The organism is Mycetohabitans rhizoxinica HKI 454 (assembly GCF_000198775.1).
In the GTDB taxonomy this organism is placed as follows: Bacteria; Pseudomonadota; Gammaproteobacteria; order Burkholderiales; family Burkholderiaceae; genus Mycetohabitans; species Mycetohabitans rhizoxinica.
Window position 1 is genome coordinate 1,889,322 of the sequence record NC_014722.1, and the last position, 18,535, is coordinate 1,907,856.

Here is an 18,535-nt window from a genome sequence, read left to right on the forward strand (position 1 = left end):
AATCGCAGGGGGCTCAAGTCACGGAACACGGAACTCAAGCCCATCGTACGCTGCTCCTAATAGAGGCATGGCACCGACTTGCTGGCCACCCCGAGCCGTTATCTTGACAGGCCGCAAGATTTTCAGTTTTTTGATCCTGGTTACCTGCGGTTTTGTACAATGGGATCGTCACAGGACAATTATTCACCCGCCTCCTCAATCTTGAACGAATACCGGTTTCAAACTACCTGGAGCCGCCATATCCCTTTTTTATTCCGCATGAATAGTTCGGCTCGATTGCATTCCGAAGTACTCGAGCGTACATTTTTCTCGCATTCCATTTCGCGACTCAATATCAACAAAGGGTTTCAGATGAGCGGATTTTATTATCCACGACGAGCTACAACTTATATCACCCCAAGCGCTCGCCGCTCGAACTCCATTACCTTAAAACTACCGAATAAAATATATGCACTTAGCATAGCCAGTACATTGATATTTTCTGATGACGCCATCGCATCCTTCCCCAGTTACGAAGAATCACACTTGGAAAGCGTGATGTCGAAACTGCTGGCACCACTTAACTCGTCAATCAAAGCAGTAGAAAAAAATCTACTGCATGCTATGGACGTCGATAATTGCAATATGAACGAAAAGCTGAAGTCCCTGTCTACGCGGCACGACGACGCGGTTTCGAAGCTCAAAAAGCAGCTACTCACACAAAATGAAGCATTGATAGAAAAGATGGATTATATTGGCTCGGCAACGGAAAATCGCATTAAGTCTCAAACAAGAATTTTGGAAAACAAAAATCCAGAATTTTACCAAAAAATAATTCAACACTCGAATGATCAGACAAAATCCATAAAATCCTTATCGCAGGAGATACGGAATACCAAAGCCATTTTAGAGCGGCTATCATTTAATAGCGAATCACTTAACAACAAAGTAGACAATATACCGCTCAAAATCCAGAATCAATTAAATAAGCATTACGAAACAATCAACGATGCTATAGACGACTCCATTGAGATAACAAAAAACCAACTCAAAGATCAAGAGGAAACGCTGGGAAATGGATTGGATAAGTTAGAAAAACGACTAAGAACGACAATAAAAAAAGAAGTGCAAAGGATAAACCAAGGCAATTGGTACGAAGAGGTGAAAGACAAGGTGGCTGCAGAGTCACCCGCCACGGTATCGCTGCAAACAGAGGTAGCCAAGGCGAACGAAAGTGGATACCCGAAACTCATGCTGTCGAGCGACAAAATGCGTCCGGAGCCTGAGCTGACGAACGCGGGCAGCCCACTGGCGCTTACGCTGCTAGACGAGGGTGGGCATCGCGCAGCGGCACAGGGAAGCAAAGGCGTCTATTCCGACCCTACGCTGGCGAACCAAAGCGGGCCCTCCAGACCTACACTGCCGAACCGAGCCAAACTCTCCGAACTTGCGCTGGTGGAGCCAGGCGGGCCCTCCCAACCTGCGCTGCCGAACCGAGCTAAGCGCTCCGAACCTGCGCTGGTGGACCCAGGCGGGCCCTCCCAACCTGCGCTGCTGGACCGAGCCAAACTCTCTGAACCTGTGCCGGTGAACCAAGGCGAGCCTTCCGAACCTGCGCTGCCGAACCGAGCCAAGCGCTCCGAACTTGCGCTGGTGGACCAAGGTGGCCCCCCTGAACCTGCGCCGATGGACAAAAGCGAGCTTATCGAACCAATGCCCGCCGGCGACGTCAGCGCCGCTCGGCATCCGCTCCTGGATAGCGGCGGCCATCCCAAGCCGATGCTCGCGGACGAAGTCGCGTCGGATCGCCACGACATTTCTTCCTGCAATCGGCCCGGCGAGTGCGGGGGCGGATCTGCGCGTGAGCGGCTGCGCGAACTCATCGGGGCTGACCTGCCTTCGCTTGTAGCCGAAAAACTGCATATTCACGTCGACGAGACCCGAGTCTCAGTCGGCGAGCCCGGCCATGAACGCAGAATTACCGACGTCGCACGCGGCACGCAGCTCACCGACGCAGTGAACAAGGCGCAAATGGATGAGGCAGTGGCACAGGTGGACCGCAACGCATCGGCGGGCACCGCGGCAGCCATGGCAGTAGCGGGGCTGCCACAGCCAACCTTGCCCGGCAAGAGTTTGATGACGTTCGCCGGTGCGACTTACCGCGGCCAGTACGGTGTGGCGCTTGGCATATCGCACGTGACGCCGAATAACCGCTGGGTGTTGAAATTTGCCGCCAACGCGAACGGCCGTGGCTACGTTGGAATGGTTGCGGCAGGCGGTTTTCAATGGTGAAGATGTGGCACAAAGCGTGCGCTCGCGCGACAGAGATGACGCGCGAGGGGCAAACGAGATCGATATGACCGGGTGGATTGCCCTACAATGCGCTCCATCATGCATGTCGCACACTCCGTTTCCCGCCTCCACCTACTGCTGCCCTTTGCGTTGCCCACCGCGGCCAGCGCACAGCCGGCGCTGCAGGACCTAGATAAGCCGGCGCTGGACAGGTTGCTCGAACGCGCGACGCTCGTCGAACGCGTGATCGGGGACGATTTCCAGCGCACCTTGCCACACGAGCGATGGGTCGCCCGCTGTTTCGGCGTCGGCCATGCCGCTGCACCTACTGCGTCGCGCCAGCAGGCAGACGATGCCGCATCGAGCGAGCGCGCAGCCCAGTCGGCTGCCGCGACCGACGACGAGGCCCCGCTTGCCCCGTACATGCTGCTTGCGGACGGCGGCGAACCGCGCGATGCCGTCTGGGCATGCGTCGAGCCCGTCCATGTACAGGTCGCGCACGATCATCTGGTGCTAATCGATCCCGCGACGCTGCAGCTTTCGACGGATGACGCGGCCGCGCTACTTGCCGTCGCACGGCCCCTTATCGAGGCGCTCGGCGTAGAGGTGGCTGCCCCAACGCCGCTGCGCTGGTACTTGTCGAGCGAGCAACTCGGCTCGTTAGCCAGCGCGGCGCCCCTGCGCGCCGCCGGCCGCAGCATCGAGATCTGGCTGCCGCATGAGGCCCATACCGGCCGCCGGCCACGCACGTGGATGAAGCTGCAGAACGAGGTCCAGATGGCCTGGTTCGAGCATCCAGTCAACCAGGCTCGGGAAGCACGCGGGTTGCCCGCCGCCAATTCGATCTGGCTTCACGCACAAGGGCGCATGACGCCGGTGTCGCGGCCCTTCGAGCGCGTGCTATCGCAGGCAGCGGCCACGCGTGGGCTCGCGCTCGCGTCCGGCGCGGCGTTGGCGATACCACCTGCCACTTTCGACATGCTGCGGCAGCAAACCGGCGGCCAGACCGCGGCCCGCGCCACAGGTCGCGGCACAGCCGGTGTGACGTTGGTCGAGCTCGATCAACTGAGCGCGCCATTCGTGCAGCAGGACTGGCCACGCTTTCGCGCCGCATTCGCGGCGCTGGAGCGCGACTGGTTCGCGCCGGCGCTCGCGGCGTTGCAACGCCGCGAACTCGCGGAACTCTCGTTGACGCTGTGCAGCGACACCGGCACGACGACGCTCATCATGCGCCCCATCGACATGAAAAAATTTTGGCGACGCCGGTCATTTGCGTCGCTGTTGCCGTGAGCCCGCCCCCATGACCCGAATCGTCACCCGAACCTGCCCGCCCGCCGACGCGCATGCCCTTGCACAGCATGGCATCCATCCGGTGCTCGCGCGGCTGTATGCGTCGCGCGGCATCGGTACGCCCGCCGAGGTGGAAACCGCGCTGGCGCGACTACTGCCGCCAGTGCAGCTTTCAGGCGCCAGCGCCGCAGCCGCGCTGCTGGCCGATGCGATTGCCGCGCGACGGCAGATCCTAGTGGTGGCCGACTATGATTGCGATGGCGCGACCGCATGCGCGGTGGCCGTGCGCGGCCTACGCCTGTTCGGCGCGCACGTCGACTACCTGGTGCCAAACCGATTCGAATACGGCTACGGACTGACACCGGAGATCGTCGAGCTGGCCGCCCGCCGCCCTGGCGCACGCCCCGACCTGCTGATCACTGTCGACAATGGGATCGCCAGCGTAGACGGCGTGGCGGCCGCCAACGCGCTCGGCATCGACGTGCTGATTACCGATCACCACCTGCCCGGTGACACGCTGCCCGCGGCACGCGCGATCGTCAACCCGAACCAACCGGGCTGCGCGTTCCCGAGCAAGCACCTGGCCGGCGTCGGCGTGATGTTCTACGTGCTACTGGCGCTGCGCGCGCTATTGCGCGAGCGCGGCGCCTTCGACGGCCGTCCCGAGCCGCGGCTGGACGGTCTGCTCGACCTGGTCGCGCTGGGCACGGTGGCCGACGTCGTGCGGCTGGACGCGAACAACCGCGTGCTGGTTGCGCAGGGCCTTCAGCGCATCCGCACCGGCAAGATGCAACCGGGCGTGGCCGCGCTTTTCCGGGCGGCCGCGCGCGATGCGCGCAACGCATCCGCATTCGACCTGGGGTTTGCGTTGGGGCCGCGACTGAATGCGGCAGGTCGGCTCTCCGACATGTCGCTTGGTATCGAATGCCTGGTCACCGACGATGCACAGCGCGCCGATGCGCTGGCGCAGCAACTCGATGCAATGAACCGCGAACGGCGTGAAATCGAGGCAGGGATGCAGGAACAGGCGCTGGCCGAACTCGCACAGCTCGATCCGCGCGACGCGGCCACGATCACGCTGTTCAACCCGGCGTGGCACCAGGGGGTGATCGGCATCGTCGCTGGCCGGCTCAAGGAGCGCTTCCACCGGCCGGCAATCACGTTCGCACCGGCCGACGAGTCGGGCGAGCGCGTGAAAGGCTCGGGACGCTCGATTCCGGGATTTCATTTGCGCGACGCGCTGGACTTGATCTCCAAGCGGGAGCCCGGACTGATCGAGCGCTTTGGCGGCCACGCGATGGCCGCCGGCCTCACGCTGCGCACCAGCGACGTGCCGCGCTTCACGGCGGCATTCGAGGCGCTGGCACGCGAATGGCTGAACGAGGACGCGCTCGCGCGACAGATCGAGACCGACGGCGAGCTGGAGGACGCATATCACACACCATCGTTCGTCGAGCTGATCGACAACGCGGTATGGGGCCAGGGCTTCCCGGCGCCGGTTTTTTCAGGGGAGTTCGACGTGCTGTCTCAGTCACTCGTCAAGGAGCGGCACCTGAAGCTGCAGCTTGCCCGCGGGCGCCTGCGCTTTGCGGCCATCTGGTTCAACCACATCGACACGCTTCCGGCACGGGCGCTGTTCGCCTACCGGCTCGTGCGCGACACTTGGAACGGTGTGTCGCGTGTGCAGCTGGTCGTCGAGCATGCGGCGTCCTGATGTCGATCCGCTATAATTTACCCTTTTTGCAAGGCCCCGATCGACATGGAAGCAGAACGTCTGAACGCGATCGAAGCGACCCTCGCCGACCTGCGCAAGCGCGCGGGAGAGCTACGGGGGTATCTTTGACTTCGATGCGAAACAAGCCCGCCTAACGCAAGTCAACACGGCGCTCGAAGACCCGAACGTGTGGAGCGACTCGAAGCAGGCGCAGGCGCTCGGTCGCGAGAAGAAGCTGCTCGACGCGGTCGTGCAGATGCTCTCGGCACTGAACGGCGACCTGACAGACACGCAGGAGCTGTTCGAGCTGGCCAGCGAGGAGCAGGACGATGACACGCTGCTCGCCTGCGAGCGCGACGTGCAGGCCCTGGAGCGCCGCGTGGCCGACATCGAGTTCCGCCGAATGTTCAACAATCCGGCCGATCCGAACAACTGCTTCGTCGACATCCAGGCCGGCGCCGGTGGCACCGAAGCACAGGACTGGGCGTCGATGCTGTTGCGCCAATATCTGCGCTACTGCGAGCGCAAGGGCTTCAAGGCCGAAGTGCTCGAGCAATCCGATGGTGAAGTGGCAGGCATCAAGAATGCCACGATTAAGGTCGAAGGCGAGTATGCCTATGGCTACCTGCGCACCGAGACCGGCATCCACCGCCTGGTGCGCAAGTCGCCGTTTGATTCGTCTGGCGGCCGCCATACGTCGTTCTCGTCGGTGTTCGTGTATCCGGAAGTGGATGAATCGATCGACATCGACGTCAACCCGGCCGACCTGCGCATTGACACGTTTCGCGCATCCGGGGCCGGCGGCCAGCACATCAACAAGACCGACTCGGCGGTACGCATCACGCATTTGCCGTCAGGCATCGTCGTGCAGTGCCAAAACGACCGCTCGCAGCATCGAAACCGCGCCGAGGCGATGGCGATGCTCAAATCGCGGCTGTACGAGGCGGAGATGCGCAAACGCCAGGCCGAGCAGGACAAGCTCGAATCGAGCAAGACCGACGTGGGCTGGGGCCACCAGATCCGCTCCTACGTGCTCGACCAGAGCCGCGTGAAGGACTTGCGCACCAACGTCGAAATCAGCAACACGCGTGCGGTGCTCGACGGGGACCTTGACGATTTCATCAGCGCGAGCCTGAAGCAAGGCGTATAACCGCGGGCGCAACTGACCATGACCGAAAAGAATTTCAATGCCGCGCAAGCCGGCATCGACAGCGGCGACAACGCGATCATCGCAGAGCGCCGCGACAAGCTGCGGGCGCTGCGCGAGCAAGGTATCGCGTATCCGAACGACTTCCGCCCAGAACACAGCGCGGCGGATCTGCATGCTCGCTTCGCCGACACCGACAAGAACGCCCTTGAGGCGCTCGCGCTCAACGTATCGATTGCCGGCCGGATGATGCTCAAGCGCATCATGGGCAAGGCGAGCTTCGCGACCGTGCAGGACGGCACCGGTCAGATCCAGTTCTTCATCACGCCAGCTGACGTCGGTGCCGATACCTACGATGCATTCAAAAAATGGGACCTGGGCGACATCATCGCGGCGCACGGCGTGCTGTTCCGGACCAACAAGGGCGAGCTGTCGGTGCGCTGCACCGGGCTGCGGCTGCTGTCCAAGGCCATCCGGCCGCTGCCGGACAAGTTTCATGGGTTATCCGACCAGGAAACACGCTACCGGCAGCGCTACGTGGACCTGATCGTCACGCCCGAAGCACGCCAGACGTTCCAGGCACGCACGCGCACGATCGCGTCGATCCGTCATTTCATGACGAACGCGGACTTCATGGAAGTCGAAACGCCGATGCTGCACCCGATCCCGGGCGGCGCGGCGGCCAAGCCGTTCATCACGCACCACAATGCGCTGGACATGCAGATGTTCCTGCGCATCGCGCCGGAGCTGTACCTGAAGCGGCTGATCGTCGGCGGATTGAACCGCGTATTCGAAATCAACCGGAATTTCCGCAACGAAGGAGTCTCGCCGCGGCACAATCCGGAATTCACGATGATGGAGTTCTACGCCGCGTACACCGACTACCGCTGGCTGATGGACTTCACTGAGCAGTTGATCCGACAAGCGGCGCTGGACGCGCGAGGTACGACGGCGGTCCACTATCAGGGACGCGAACTGGACTTGGGCAAGCCTTTTCACCGCTTGACGATCACCGGTGCGATCCAAAAGTATGCGCCGCAATATAGCGACGCACAGCTTGCTGACCGCGACTGGCTGCGTGCGGAATTGCACCGGCTCGGCGTCGATACCCACGCTGCGCCGTTGCGCAACGCCGGCGTGGGGGCCCTGCAGCTTGCCCTATTCGAGGAAACCGCTGAAGCGCAGTTGTGGGAGCCGACCTATATCGTCGACTATCCGGTGGAAGTGTCGCCGCTCGCGCGGGCGTCGGACACGGTCCCCGGTATTACCGAGCGCTTCGAGTTGTTCATGACCGGCCGCGAGATCGCAAACGGCTTCTCGGAACTGAACGATCCGGAGGACCAGGCGGCACGTTTTCGCCAGCAGGTCGCGCAGAAAGATGCCGGCGACGAGGAAGCGATGTACTACGACGCTGACTACATCCGCGCGCTCGAATACGGCATGCCACCGACCGGTGGATGCGGTATCGGCATCGACCGGCTCGTGATGCTGCTGACCGACAGCCCGAGCATCCGCGACGTGATCCTATTCCCGCACCTGCGGCGCGAGGATTGACGCGGTAATACGCGCGCACGGTCGGCCGCGAGCGGGTTCGTGCGCCAACGTCGCCCTACGGGCCGGCAAGTTGCCGGCCCTAATTATTTGTAACGAACAGTAAAGCGGCGCGGGTGCGGCGGCTGGTACGCCGCAATTGGTTACAACTTGAAACCGACAACGGACGGGGCATCGCGCAGACTAGGCGTATTCGGAAAGCGCTCCCTTCGTGGAGGTCAACAAAATGGAAAGCCCACGCAAGCTCCATCCGCTGGTCGCGGCCGCCGCGGTCGGGGTCATCATTGCCAGCCTGGCCACGACCGCGGCCGTCACCGGGTTGCTGCCTAACGCATCCAGCAGCAGTGCGCGGAACGATGCCGCACCGATCACCCAAGCCGCGCAGCCGCCGGCCCTGCATTCCGCCGCACCGGCGGCTGCCGTGCAGTCGAGCGCTACGTCGCCCCAGGCGCTCTCGCCCGCACAGCAATCGGCACCGCCCGCCCCACCCGCCGCGTCGTATGCGCCACGTGCACAGCAATCGGGCAGTGCAGCCCTGCCCGCGCCGCCCGCCGACTACGCGCAACATGGCACTGGGTCCGGTGCCGAACCGCCATATGCACCGCCCCGTGTGGCAACCTGCGCATCATGCGGCACTGTGGAGTCGGTCGTTCCTGTCCGGCGCGAAGGCCATAGTACAGGACTCGGCGCGCTCGGCGGCGCAGTGGCAGGCGGCGTGATCGGCAACCAGTTCGGCGGCGGCGGTGGACGTACCGCGATGACGTTGCTCGGCGCACTCGGCGGCGGACTGGCCGGCAACTCGGTCGAGAAACATGTGCGCAGCGAAACGGACTATCGGGTCCACGTACGGATGCAAAACGGCAAGCTGCGCAACTTCACGTACCGGCAGCCCCCCTCCTTCCAGGCCGGTGAGCGCGTACGAATCGAAAACGGCACGCTCAGGCACGCCGGTTGACAAGCCGTGGACTAGGCACCGGCAACCCAGATTGGGGACACCCGTGACGCAGACTGGAGGCACCGGCGACGCAGATCGGGGACACCGGCGACGCAGACTGGAGGCACGGGCGGCACGGATCGGAAGAGTCCATGAAGTTTAGTAGTCAGCGTCCTCGATCCACGCGGCCTGGATCGCCTCGAGAATCTTTTCACTCGAGCGCTCCGGGTCGTCGTCAAAGCCGTCCAGTTCCGTCACCCATCGATGCAGGTCGGTGAAACGCACGTATTGAGGATCAACGTCAGGATAGGCATCGGTCAGTGCCATCGCGATGTCGTTTATGTCGGTCCATTTCATCGCCGCCGCCCTCCTCGGACTCAATGGTTTTCCTTCGCATGATTGATCGAGTATTTCGGAATCTCGATCACCAGATCCGCATTTTGCGGCACCTTGGCCTGACACGACAACCGGGAAGTCGGCTCCAGGCCCCAGGCCTTGTCTAGCAAATCGTCCTCATCCTCCTCGGACGGCGCCAGCGCATCGAACCCTTCGCGCACGATCACGTGGCACGTGGTACACGCGCACGACTTCTCGCACGCATGCTCGATCTCGATGCCAGCATCCAGCAACGCATCGCAGACGCTCTTGCCAGGCTCGGCTTCAAGCACCGCCCCCTCGGGACACAACTCGACATGGGGCAAAACAACAATTTGAGACATGGGAGAACAGTCCTGTAAAGCGGCAGTAGCGGCAACGGTCAGCCGATTTCGTCAAGCTTGCGGCCGGCGAGCGCGCCACGAATACTCTTGTCCATGCGCCGCGCGGCGAACTCGTCGGTCGCGGCCGATAGGGCTTTTGTCGCCTCGTCGATGCGGTCCGCGTCGTCACCGTCGATCACGGCGCGCAGCGCGTTCAATTTGGCATCGACGTCGGCACGCTCGGCGGCGTCGAGCAATTCCCCATCGGCCGCCAGCGCCGCGTCGGTGGCATCCGCCAGACGCCGCGCGTCGATTTGTGCCTCGCGCAACGCCCTCGCCCGCATGTCGCGCTCCGCGCTGCTGAAACTATCCTCGAGCATTCGCGCGATATCGTCGTCACCCAGCCCGTACGACGGCTTGACGACCACTGCCGCCTCCGTGCCCGACTGCATTTCGCGGGCGGACACGGACAACAGCCCGTCCGCATCGACCTGAAACGTGACGCGGATCCGAGCGGCGCCGGCGGTCATCGGCGCAATGTCGCGCAACTCGAAACGCGCGAGCGAACGACAGTCGGACACCAATTCACGCTCGCCCTGCACCACGTGAATGGCCATCGCGCTCTGGCCGTCCTTGAATGTCGTGAATTCCTGCGCCCGTGCCACAGGAATCGTCGAGTTCCGCGGAATAATCTTCTCCACCAGCCCGCCCATCGTCTCTAACCCGAGCGACAGCGGTATCACGTCGAGCAGCAACCAGTCGTCGCCCTCGCGCCGGTTGCCGGCCAGCACGTCGGCCTGGATCGCGGCGCCCAGTGCAACGACCTGGTCTGGATCCAAGTCGGTCAACGGCGCCTTGCCGAAATACTGCTCGACAGCCCGCCGCACACCACGCATACGTGTGGAGCCGCCTACCAGCACGATGCCGTCGAAATCCTGCGGCATTGCTTTCGCATCGCGCAACGCCTTGCGCGTGAGTGCCAGCGTACGTTCGACCAGCGGCTGGGTCAGCGTCGCGAATTCGGCTTCCGTGAGCGTCAGCACGACGCGCCGGCCACAGGATAACGTGACGTCGAGCACGGCCTCGTCCTGAACCGACAGCGTTTCCTTAGCGACACGCACCGCATCCAGCAGCGCCCGCACGTCCTGCGGCGGCAGCGTGCCGAGCGCCGCGCGATTCAGCACATGCCGATACAGCACCTGGTCGAAGTCATCGCCCCCCAGCGCCGAATCGCCCCCCGTGGACAGTACCTCGAACACGCCACGCGTGAGCTTGAGCACCGACAAGTCAAATGTGCCGCCACCCAAGTCGTACACCGCGTATAGCCCTTGTGCACCGCTGTCCAGCCCATAGGCGATCGCCGCGGCGGTCGGCTCGTTCAACAAACGCAACACGTTCAAGCCGGCGAGCTGTGCGGCATCTTTCGTGGCCTGCCGCTGCGCGTCGTCAAAATAGGCGGGAACCGTGATGACGGCACCGACTATGTCGTCACCGAGCGTATCCTCGGCGCGCTGCCGCAATGTCGCGAGGATCTCCGCAGAGACCTCGACCGGGCTGCGCACGCCATCCACGGTTTGCAGCTGGACCATGCCGGGCGCGTCGACGAAGGCGTAAGGTGCGTTGTCCAGGTCCTGCATGTCGGCCTTGCCGCGTCCCATGAAGCGCTTGACCGAGACAATCGTGTTACGCGGATCCAACACTGCGTCTTCCTTCGCCGGATAACCGATCTTGCGCCCACCACCAGGCAGGTAGCGGACGACGGATGGCAGCAACGCCCGCCCTTCGTCGTCAGGCAACACCTCCGGAAGGCTGTTGCGCACCGCGGCCACCAGCGAGTGGGTCGTCCCAAGATCGATGCCGATGGCGATTCGGCGCTGGTGCGGCGCCGGTGCCATGCCGGGTTCGGAGATTTGCAGTAAAGCCATCTTTATCCATGTGGAATACGATGCCGGGCGCATGACGCCCGCGCGTCGCATCGGGCGGCAAGCTTCACGCCGCCTCTAGTTTGTCGATCCGTGCGTCGATTTCGTGCGCGACCCGTTCGATGAACATCAACTGGCGCACCGCTTCGGCCGCCGGCTGGTCTGCGCCGGAATCGAGCCATTCGCCGAGCCGCGTGAGCCGTGCCGATTCCTCGTCCCGCAACTCCTGCAGCAGCGCCTGCAGCGCCTGGACATTGCGCGCCGCAGCCGCATCCTCGGTCCGCTCGCGCCATTCCATTTGCTGCATCAGGAATGCCGGTTCCATCGCGGTATTGTTTTCCGCGCCAACGTCGATGCCACGCAGGTGCAACAGATAGGTCGCGCGTCGCAGCGGTGACTTCAGTGTCCGGTACGCCTCGTTCGCGCGCGTCGCCCATTGCATCGCGATGCGCTTTTGCGCGTCGCCGGCTGAAGCGAAACGGTCCGGATGCACCTGCGCCTGTACGGCGCGATAGGCATTATCGAGCGCGCGCGCGTCCAACCCGAAACGCTCGGGCAACTGGAACAATTCAAAGTGATTCTGGGTTAGCGAACGCATGGTCGGGAATCACAACTAGTGCCCCACTGTATGGTGGCACCGAGGGAATACGCCAAGGGCGCCAAAAACAACATGCGACGAATCAGACGCGGAACGACTCGCCGCACCCGCATTCGTCCTTCACATTCGGGTTGTTAAACCGAAATCCCTCGTTCAGCCCTTCACGAGCGAAATCCAGTTCTGTGCCGTCGATGTACGCCAGGCTCTTCGGATCAACGATGACCTTGATCCCGTGGCTCTCAAACACCATGTCGCCACCGTCCAGTTCATCGACGTATTCGAGCTTGTACGCCAGGCCCGAGCAGCCGGTCGTGCGCACGCCAAGCCGCAGCCCGATGCCCTTGCCACGGCGCGTCAGGTACTTCTGCACATGCTGTGCCGCTTTTTCCGTCAAAGTGATCGCCATCTTCGTTCACCGGTTTGGCCGGCCGTCATTGATCGGTTCGCCCATTGCCGCGCTTGACCGGCCGAACCGGCCGGTCAAGCGGCTCCCCGCGACGGTCAAGCCGCCGCTTCGCCCGCCTGGACAGCAGGTTCGCCGGCTACCGCCACACGTCGCTTCTTGTAGTCAGCCACTGCCGCCTTGATCGCGTCTTCCGCCAGGATCGAGCAGTGGATCTTCACCGGCGGCAGCGCCAACTCCTCGGCGATCTGGGAGTTCTTGATCGAGAGCGCCTGGTCCAGCGTCTTGCCCTTGACCCATTCCGTCACCAGCGAACTGGACGCGATCGCGGAGCCGCAGCCATAGGTCTTGAACTTCGCGTCCTCGATGACTCCATCCGCGCCGACCCGGATTTGCAGCTTCATCACGTCGCCGCACGCTGGCGCGCCGACCATGCCAGTACCAACCGCGTCGTCGTCCTTCGCGAACGATCCGACATTGCGCGGGTTTTCGTAGTGGTCTAGAACCTTGTCGCTATAAGCCATTGCCGTACTCCTTGCTGTATTCGTAGGGGTTCAAGCCATCGCGCTCAATGCGCGGCCCATTGGATCGACGACAGGTCGATCCCTTCCTGATGCATTTCCCACAACGGCGAAAGCTCGCGCAGCTTCGCGATCTTGTTGTTCAACAACGCGATCACGTAGTCCACTTCCTGCTCGGTCGTAAAGCGTCCCACCGTGAAGCGGATCGAGCTATGCGCCAATTCGTCGTTACGGCCCAGCGCGCGCAGCACGTACGACGGCTCCAGCGACGCGGACGTGCAGGCGGAGCCAGACGATACCGCGACATCCTTGACCGCCATGATTAAAGACTCGCCCTCGACGAAGTTGAAGCTCACGTTCAAGTTGTGCGGCACGCGCGCATGCATGTCGCCGTTCACGTACACCTCGTCAATCCGCAGCAGGCCGTCGAGCAAGCGGTCGCGCAGCATCCGCACCCGCTCGTTCTCAGTGGCCATTTCCTCGCGTGCCAGTCGGAACGCCTCGCCCATGCCCACGATTTGATGGGCGGCGAGCGTGCCCGAGCGCATGCCCCGCTCATGGCCACCGCCGTGCATCTGCGCCTCGATCCGCACACGCGGCTTGCGCCGCACATACAGCGCACCGATCCCCTTCGGCCCATAGGTCTTGTGCGCGGAAAACGACATCAGGTCGACCTTTAGCTTCTGCAGGTCGATTTCGACCTTGCCGGTCGCCTGCGCGGCATCAACGTGGAACACAATTCCTTTTTGCCGACAGATCTCGCCAATCGCTGCGATATCCTGGATCACGCCGATCTCGTTGTTCACATGCATCACCGACACGAGAATCGTGTCCGGCCGCAACGCCGCACTGAATGCCTCCAGGTCGAGTAGGCCATTGTCGCGCACGTCCAGGTATGTCACCTCGAAGCCCTGCCGCTCCAATTCGCGCGTGGTGTCGAGCACGGCCTTATGCTCGGTCTTCACCGTGACAATGTGCTTGCCCTTGCTGCGATAAAAATTCGCCGCACCCTTCAGCGCCAGGTTGTCCGACTCGGTCGCGCCCGACGTCCAAATGATCTCGCGCGGATCGGCATTGACCAGCGCGGCCACCTGCTCGCGCGCCTGCTCGACCGCGCGCTCGGCTTCCCAGCCATACGCATGGCTGCGCGAGGCCGGGTTGCCGAATTGCTCACGCAAATACGGGATCATCTTATCCACCACGCGCGGGTCAACGGGCGTCGTCGCGCTGTAGTCCATGTAGATGGGCAAGTGGAACGGGGGATTTTTCATGTGGGGCTCCGCAAGTCTGTGTCTGCTGCCAATACGTGTGTCACGTCGTCGCCTGCTCAGGACTGGGCGATGTTGAATACGGAATTCGGTCCTTTTGGCCCAACGCGGACCGTGTCCGGCGCGACCGGCTCGCCTCGCCGGTCGAGCCGCACCGGCGCTGTACTCTCGCGCAAGCGCTGTTGGTCGACCAAGTCTTGCAGCGACACGGAATCGAGGTACTCGACCATCTTCTGGTTCAGCGTCGACCACAATTCATGCGTCATGCAATGGCCGCCTGGCTGCTTGGTGCCTTCGCATGTGCCCTTGCCACCGCACTGCGTCGCGTCCAGCGGCTCGTCAACAGCGATAATGATGTCGGCTACGGTCACCTCGTCGGCGCGGCGCGCCAGATTGTAGCCACCGCCCGGTCCGCGCACCGACTCAACGATCTCGTGCCGACGCAGCTTGCCAAACAACTGCTCCAAATAGGACAGCGAGATCTGCTGCCGCTGGCTGATGGCCGCGAGCGTTACGGGCCCCTTCTCTTGGCGCAGCGCCAAGTCGATCATCGCGGTAACGGCGAAGCGGCCTTTTGTAGTGAGTCTCATGGTGTGGGGCACCCGTAATTCTCGACAATTTCTGTCAAGTATAAATATCCTAGCATTTTAGTCAAGTACCCCTACCGCGGCCAGGGGCAGCACAGCATGCGTCCCCATGCGACAACGCGCGCCGCCGTCGGCCCGCGCGCTGCGTGCCGCCTAGATCGCGTAGCGATGCCGCAACTGCGCGAGCAAGCCGTCGCAGGCGTCCTCGACTTCGTCAAGCACGCGCTCGAAGCCTTCGTGGCCACCGAAATAAGGATCGCCGACTACGTCGGTATCGTGGCGGCGCGCGAACTCCATCAGCAGACGGATCTTATGCCCATGCTCGGACGGGCAGCGGCGCCGCAGCTCGGCGGCGTTGTCGTGGTCCATCGCGAGCAGCAGATCGAACCGCGCAAAATCGCTGGCGCTGACCTGCCGGGCGCGCAACGCGTCCAACGCGTAACCTCGCGACATCGCGGCGCGGCACGCACGGGGGTCGGGCGCGGCACCCACATGCCAGTCTCCCGTGCCAGCCGAGTCCAAATGGATCGTGTCGGCCAGTCCGGCCTCGTGTACCTTGGCGCGCATCACCGCTTCAGCGGTGGGGGAACGGCAGATGTTGCCCAGACAAACGAAAAGCAGCGCGACGGTTTTCATAGGTTTGAATGTTCGGAGCGCCGCAATTCTACGCTGGAATCCATGCTCGTGCTGGATGCTGGTGCTGAATGCTGGTGCTGATAGGCACGATTGCCGCGCCGCGTCCGGGCCGCCCGACACGCCTGGGCATGGGCTCGCCATTGATGAGCCGATATGAAACGGCACGCGCCAACTCCGCAATTGAACCGCTCCTAGCTGAGCGAACCGAGCCAGCGCGACGCGCAGCCCCGCACGGAAGAGCCCGCAAGACGGATACGCACACTGGCCCTGAGCAGGCGCCGCGGCGGCGTGCGCGATGCGTGAGTTGAGCGGTTCAGTCGTGCAGGTCGGCCAGCGGATGCACATCGGCGCGCCACGGCGAGCACAGCATCGCAGCGACACGCTCTTCGCAGACCTCGGCCAGCGTGGCCGGCGCCCAGCGCGGCCGCTTGTCCTTGTCAATCAGGTGCGCCCGCACCCCTTCGCAGAAGTCGCCTTTGTCGATCGCCTGTGTGGCGATTGCCAGTTCCATCCGCAGGCATTCAGCCAGCGTCATGTGGCGTCCCCGCAGCAACGCCTGCCGCGTTACGTTGAGCATGGTGGGGGAATAGGCGGTCAGCGCATCAAGGGTCGCGCCGAGCCACGCGCGCTCGGCCTCGCAGGGACCGGCCGACAGATGGCCGCGCAGCGACGCGACGATCTGCTCAACCGAGTGGCGAGGATTGAAATGACGCACGGCTAGCGCACGCCAATCGTCCACGGTACTGCATACCTGCCCCGGCTCGGGACCCGGGCCGCCGAACACCTGCTTTAGCGCCCGATCGATGTCCGTGGTGTCCGCCTCACACAGTCGCACGTCGAAATCGCGCAACGCATCGGCGTCAACCAGTCGATCGGCCAATCCAAGCCGCTGCGCATCGGCCCCGCTGAGCGTCACGCCGGTCAATCCAACATACAATTCCAACTCTACCGGCATCACGGCCAGAAACCGCGTGGCCCCTACGTCCGGCACGAAACCGATTCGCGTTTCCGGCATCGCGATCCGGCTACGTTGGGTGGCGATCCGCAGCGAGGCACCCTGCGCCAACCCCATTCCGCCGCCCATCGTAATGCCGTCCATCAGCGCCACCACGGGCTTGGGGAAATGATGCAGCGCGAAATCGAGCCGATATTCATCAATGAAGAACGCTTGCCACGCGCGCTCGCCGGCGCTCGCCAGCTGGTACAGCGCCCGCACATCGCCGCCCGCACAAAAGCCCTTGTCACCGGCACCGCGCAGCACTAGCGTCAAAATCCGGTCGTCCGCCCGGCATTGCTCGACCCATTGCGCCAGCGTGCGCACCATCGAATGCGACAGTGCGTTCAGCGCATCGGGACGATTCAGCGTCACGACCGCCACCCGGTTGATCACCTGATAACTCAAATGCTCGGCTGTCACCGGTGCTGCGCCTGCTACCTGGGCGTCACCCATGGTTCTGGCGCGCCTGGTAAAGCTCACGGAATGTGCGACCGACCGGCGCCGGCATGTCACGCGTGTCGGTCCAGCCGCCGCCGAACGACAGCTTCGAAATCCGGCGCCCAGACCCGCCTAGGCGCTCCAGTATGCGCACACCAGCTCGAGTCAATAACGCGTACAACGCCGGGCGCATCGCGACAAAGCCCCACACGGTGAGCGCCGCGCGCTCGGTCCATGGCCGCAGCCGGCGCTCGACTTGCTTCTCGCGCAGCACCTTCTCGGCGAGTTCGCGGGCGATGCGCCGCTCCCCCGAGTTGTACGCCGGTTGGCCGCAGCAGGTTTGAGCGGCCGGGACGTGGACATCAAACCCGGCATGCTCCAGCAGCTTGATGACGGAGAACCCGATTTCCGGCCGCATTAGATCGACCAGACAAGTGACAAACAAGCCGACGCGCATTCGTTCCCCTGCATGTGTCATCCCGGCCCCCCATTCCGCTGCAAAATGCCCCGATTATGCGCGCATCGCGTCCAAACCGCATCTGCACGCGCCGCTCGGAGCAGGCTATCAGCGGATTCGCGCGAAACGCTAAGCGGCCTCTAAAAGGCCCGTCTCCCCCTGTTCGCACCTTTCATAATACGAGATACAATCAGGCTTCTACTGCAGCATAGCGGTACCCATGATGAGTGACCTGAACGCAGAAGCCAAGACCTCGATCCAGGTAATCGACCGGATGATGCGACTGCTCGACGCACTCGCCGCGCATAGCGATCCTGTCAGCCTTAAGGACCTCGCGCAATGCACCGCGCTTCATCCGTCGACTGCCCATCGGATCCTGAACGACATGGTAACGTGCCGGCTCGTCGATCGTTCGGATCCCGGCACGTACCGCCTAGGCATGCGCCTGCTCGAGTTGGGCAATCTGGTGAAAGCCCGGTTGTCGGTGCGCGACGCCGCGCTCGGCCCGATGCGCGAACTGCACCGGCTCACGGGTCAAACGGTGAACCTATCTGTTCGGCAAAGCGACGAAATCGTCTATATCGAGCGCGCCTATTCGGAGCGCTCCGGCATGCAGGTGGTCCGCGCGATCGGCGGCCGCGCGCCACTGCACCTGACGTCCGTCGGCAAGCTATTCTTGGCTGCAGACGAAGCATCGCGCGTGCGCGCCTACGCGACGCGCACCGGGCTAGCCGGCCATACGCAGAATAGCATCACGGATTTAGCAAAACTGGAGCGCGAACTGGCACACGTGCGCCAGCAAGCGTGCGCACGTGACAATGAGGAACTGGAACTGGGCGTGCGATGTATCGCAGCTGGCATCTATGACGACAGCTCGAAACTGGCGGCGGGCCTGTCACTGTCCGCGCCGGCGGACCGCTTGCAAGACGCATGGATCGCCCAACTCACCCATACCGCGCTGGAAATTTCACAGGCGCTCGGGTACCAACCACCGGCGAGCGCCACCACGGCCGCCGCCGCGTGAAATAAACGATCCCGCCGTCCGCCCAGTATCACCAGCGGACGATGGACCCGCAAACACACGCCGGCCCGGCCAGCGCCAG

At 63.0% G+C, this 18,535-nt stretch carries 18 protein-coding genes and 1 pseudogene; 7 read left to right on the forward strand and 12 right to left on the reverse strand.

Annotated elements, in window-relative coordinates:
• Positions 1–78: 78 nt before the first annotated feature.
• The 6 genes from RBRH_RS08240 to RBRH_RS08265 all read left to right on the forward strand — a co-directional run bounded on the left by RBRH_RS08240 (position 79) and on the right by RBRH_RS08265 (position 8,928).
• On the forward strand, positions 79–2,271 hold the full coding sequence (locus RBRH_RS08240) for a YadA family autotransporter adhesin (RefSeq protein WP_013435710.1): 2,193 nt from the start codon (positions 79–81) through the stop codon (positions 2,269–2,271).
• 87 nt (positions 2,272–2,358) lie between these two features.
• Complete coding sequence (locus tag RBRH_RS08245) at positions 2,359–3,561, forward strand: regulator (RefSeq protein WP_157864403.1); 1,203 nt, start codon at positions 2,359–2,361, stop codon at positions 3,559–3,561.
• A gap of 10 nt (positions 3,562–3,571) precedes the next feature.
• Positions 3,572–5,275, forward strand: coding sequence for a single-stranded-DNA-specific exonuclease RecJ (recJ, locus tag RBRH_RS08250; protein WP_041753681.1), 1,704 nt, complete (start codon positions 3,572–3,574; stop codon positions 5,273–5,275).
• Between the two features lie 45 nt (positions 5,276–5,320).
• Positions 5,321–6,425, forward strand: a protein-coding gene (gene prfB / locus RBRH_RS08255) for a peptide chain release factor 2 (protein ID WP_173362423.1) whose coding sequence is annotated in 2 segments (ribosomal slippage) — positions 5,321–5,392 and positions 5,394–6,425 — 1,104 coding nt in all. Because the reading frame shifts where the segments join, the coding sequence is not laid out codon by codon here.
• An 18-nt stretch (positions 6,426–6,443) separates the two neighbouring features.
• Positions 6,444–7,976, forward strand: a complete 1,533-nt coding sequence (gene lysS / locus RBRH_RS08260; RefSeq protein WP_013435714.1) for a lysine--tRNA ligase — start codon at positions 6,444–6,446, stop codon at positions 7,974–7,976.
• Between the two features lie 223 nt (positions 7,977–8,199).
• Positions 8,200–8,928 carry a glycine zipper 2TM domain-containing protein gene (locus tag RBRH_RS08265; protein WP_049786467.1) on the forward strand — a complete coding sequence of 243 codons (729 nt, stop codon included), beginning with the start codon at positions 8,200–8,202 and terminating at the stop codon, positions 8,926–8,928.
• Positions 8,929–9,066: 138 nt separating this feature from the next.
• On the opposite strand, the gene iscX is transcribed toward RBRH_RS08265, so the two are convergent.
• From iscX to RBRH_RS21340, 12 genes and pseudogenes are all read right to left on the reverse strand, one after another.
• Complete coding sequence (gene iscX / locus RBRH_RS08270; RefSeq protein WP_041753682.1) at positions 9,067–9,264, reverse strand: Fe-S cluster assembly protein IscX; 198 nt, start codon at positions 9,262–9,264, stop codon at positions 9,067–9,069.
• A 20-nt stretch (positions 9,265–9,284) separates the two neighbouring features.
• Entirely contained in the window at positions 9,285–9,626 is a 342-nt protein-coding gene (fdx, locus tag RBRH_RS08275) for an ISC system 2Fe-2S type ferredoxin (RefSeq protein ID WP_013435717.1), read from the reverse strand.
• Positions 9,627–9,664: 38 nt separating this feature from the next.
• Positions 9,665–11,530, reverse strand: coding sequence for a Fe-S protein assembly chaperone HscA (gene hscA, locus RBRH_RS08280; RefSeq protein ID WP_041753683.1), 1,866 nt, complete (start codon positions 11,528–11,530; stop codon positions 9,665–9,667).
• 64 nt (positions 11,531–11,594) lie between these two features.
• A complete protein-coding gene (hscB, locus tag RBRH_RS08285) occupies positions 11,595–12,125 on the reverse strand; it encodes a Fe-S protein assembly co-chaperone HscB (protein WP_013435719.1) in 531 nt (176 codons plus the stop codon).
• An 82-nt stretch (positions 12,126–12,207) separates the two neighbouring features.
• Positions 12,208–12,531 (reverse strand): iron-sulfur cluster assembly protein IscA, encoded by a 324-nt coding sequence (iscA, locus tag RBRH_RS08290; protein ID WP_013435720.1) that lies wholly within the window; start codon positions 12,529–12,531, stop codon positions 12,208–12,210.
• Positions 12,532–12,626: 95 nt separating this feature from the next.
• Complete coding sequence (iscU, locus tag RBRH_RS08295) at positions 12,627–13,052, reverse strand: Fe-S cluster assembly scaffold IscU (RefSeq protein ID WP_013435721.1); 426 nt, start codon at positions 13,050–13,052, stop codon at positions 12,627–12,629.
• Between the two features lie 44 nt (positions 13,053–13,096).
• Complete coding sequence (locus RBRH_RS08300) at positions 13,097–14,320, reverse strand: IscS subfamily cysteine desulfurase (protein WP_013435722.1); 1,224 nt, start codon at positions 14,318–14,320, stop codon at positions 13,097–13,099.
• A gap of 56 nt (positions 14,321–14,376) precedes the next feature.
• Complete coding sequence (iscR, locus tag RBRH_RS08305; RefSeq protein WP_041753684.1) at positions 14,377–14,907, reverse strand: Fe-S cluster assembly transcriptional regulator IscR; 531 nt, start codon at positions 14,905–14,907, stop codon at positions 14,377–14,379.
• A gap of 150 nt (positions 14,908–15,057) precedes the next feature.
• Entirely contained in the window at positions 15,058–15,540 is a 483-nt protein-coding gene (locus RBRH_RS08310; protein WP_041754350.1) for a low molecular weight protein-tyrosine-phosphatase, read from the reverse strand.
• Positions 15,541–15,853: 313 nt separating this feature from the next.
• Complete coding sequence (locus tag RBRH_RS08315; protein WP_041753685.1) at positions 15,854–16,990, reverse strand: enoyl-CoA hydratase/isomerase family protein; 1,137 nt, start codon at positions 16,988–16,990, stop codon at positions 15,854–15,856.
• Positions 16,983–17,249: a lactate utilisation protein LutB domain-containing protein gene (locus tag RBRH_RS21335; protein ID WP_370645083.1), complete on the reverse strand. Its 267-nt coding sequence runs from the start codon at positions 17,247–17,249 to the stop codon at positions 16,983–16,985. The genes RBRH_RS08315 and RBRH_RS21335 overlap by 8 nt, the downstream gene beginning before the upstream one ends.
• Positions 17,238–17,432 (reverse strand): annotated as a pseudogene (locus RBRH_RS21340) (heterodisulfide reductase-related iron-sulfur binding cluster); the annotation flags it as partial. The gene RBRH_RS21335 and the pseudogene RBRH_RS21340, both read right to left, overlap by 12 nt.
• 223 nt (positions 17,433–17,655) lie before the next feature.
• Here RBRH_RS21340 and RBRH_RS08325 point away from each other — a divergent pair.
• On the forward strand, positions 17,656–18,456 hold the full coding sequence (locus RBRH_RS08325) for an IclR family transcriptional regulator (protein ID WP_041754352.1): 801 nt from the start codon (positions 17,656–17,658) through the stop codon (positions 18,454–18,456).
• The last annotated feature ends 79 nt before the right edge of the window (positions 18,457–18,535 follow it).

Bases quoted from the DNA above. Each gene is read 5' to 3' on its own strand.
- RBRH_RS08245 (WP_157864403.1), top strand. From the start codon at position 2,359: ATGCGCTCCATCATGCATGTCGCACACTCCGTTTCCCGCCTCCACCTA.
- recJ (WP_041753681.1), top strand. From the start codon at position 3,572: ATGACCCGAATCGTCACCCGAACCTGCCCGCCCGCCGACGCGCATGCC.
- lysS (WP_013435714.1), top strand. From the start codon at position 6,444: ATGACCGAAAAGAATTTCAATGCCGCGCAAGCCGGCATCGACAGCGGC.
- RBRH_RS08265 (WP_049786467.1), top strand. From the start codon at position 8,200: ATGGAAAGCCCACGCAAGCTCCATCCGCTGGTCGCGGCCGCCGCGGTC.
- iscX (WP_041753682.1), bottom strand. From the start codon at position 9,264: ATGAAATGGACCGACATAAACGACATCGCGATGGCACTGACCGATGCC.
- fdx (WP_013435717.1), bottom strand. From the start codon at position 9,626: ATGTCTCAAATTGTTGTTTTGCCCCATGTCGAGTTGTGTCCCGAGGGG.
- hscA (WP_041753683.1), bottom strand. From the start codon at position 11,530: ATGGCTTTACTGCAAATCTCCGAACCCGGCATGGCACCGGCGCCGCAC.
- hscB (WP_013435719.1), bottom strand. From the start codon at position 12,125: ATGCGTTCGCTAACCCAGAATCACTTTGAATTGTTCCAGTTGCCCGAG.
- iscA (WP_013435720.1), bottom strand. From the start codon at position 12,531: ATGGCGATCACTTTGACGGAAAAAGCGGCACAGCATGTGCAGAAGTAC.
- iscU (WP_013435721.1), bottom strand. From the start codon at position 13,052: ATGGCTTATAGCGACAAGGTTCTAGACCACTACGAAAACCCGCGCAAT.
- RBRH_RS08300 (WP_013435722.1), bottom strand. From the start codon at position 14,320: ATGAAAAATCCCCCGTTCCACTTGCCCATCTACATGGACTACAGCGCG.
- iscR (WP_041753684.1), bottom strand. From the start codon at position 14,907: ATGAGACTCACTACAAAAGGCCGCTTCGCCGTTACCGCGATGATCGAC.
- RBRH_RS08310 (WP_041754350.1), bottom strand. From the start codon at position 15,540: ATGAAAACCGTCGCGCTGCTTTTCGTTTGTCTGGGCAACATCTGCCGT.
- RBRH_RS08315 (WP_041753685.1), bottom strand. From the start codon at position 16,990: ATGGGTGACGCCCAGGTAGCAGGCGCAGCACCGGTGACAGCCGAGCAT.
- RBRH_RS08325 (WP_041754352.1), top strand. From the start codon at position 17,656: ATGAGTGACCTGAACGCAGAAGCCAAGACCTCGATCCAGGTAATCGAC.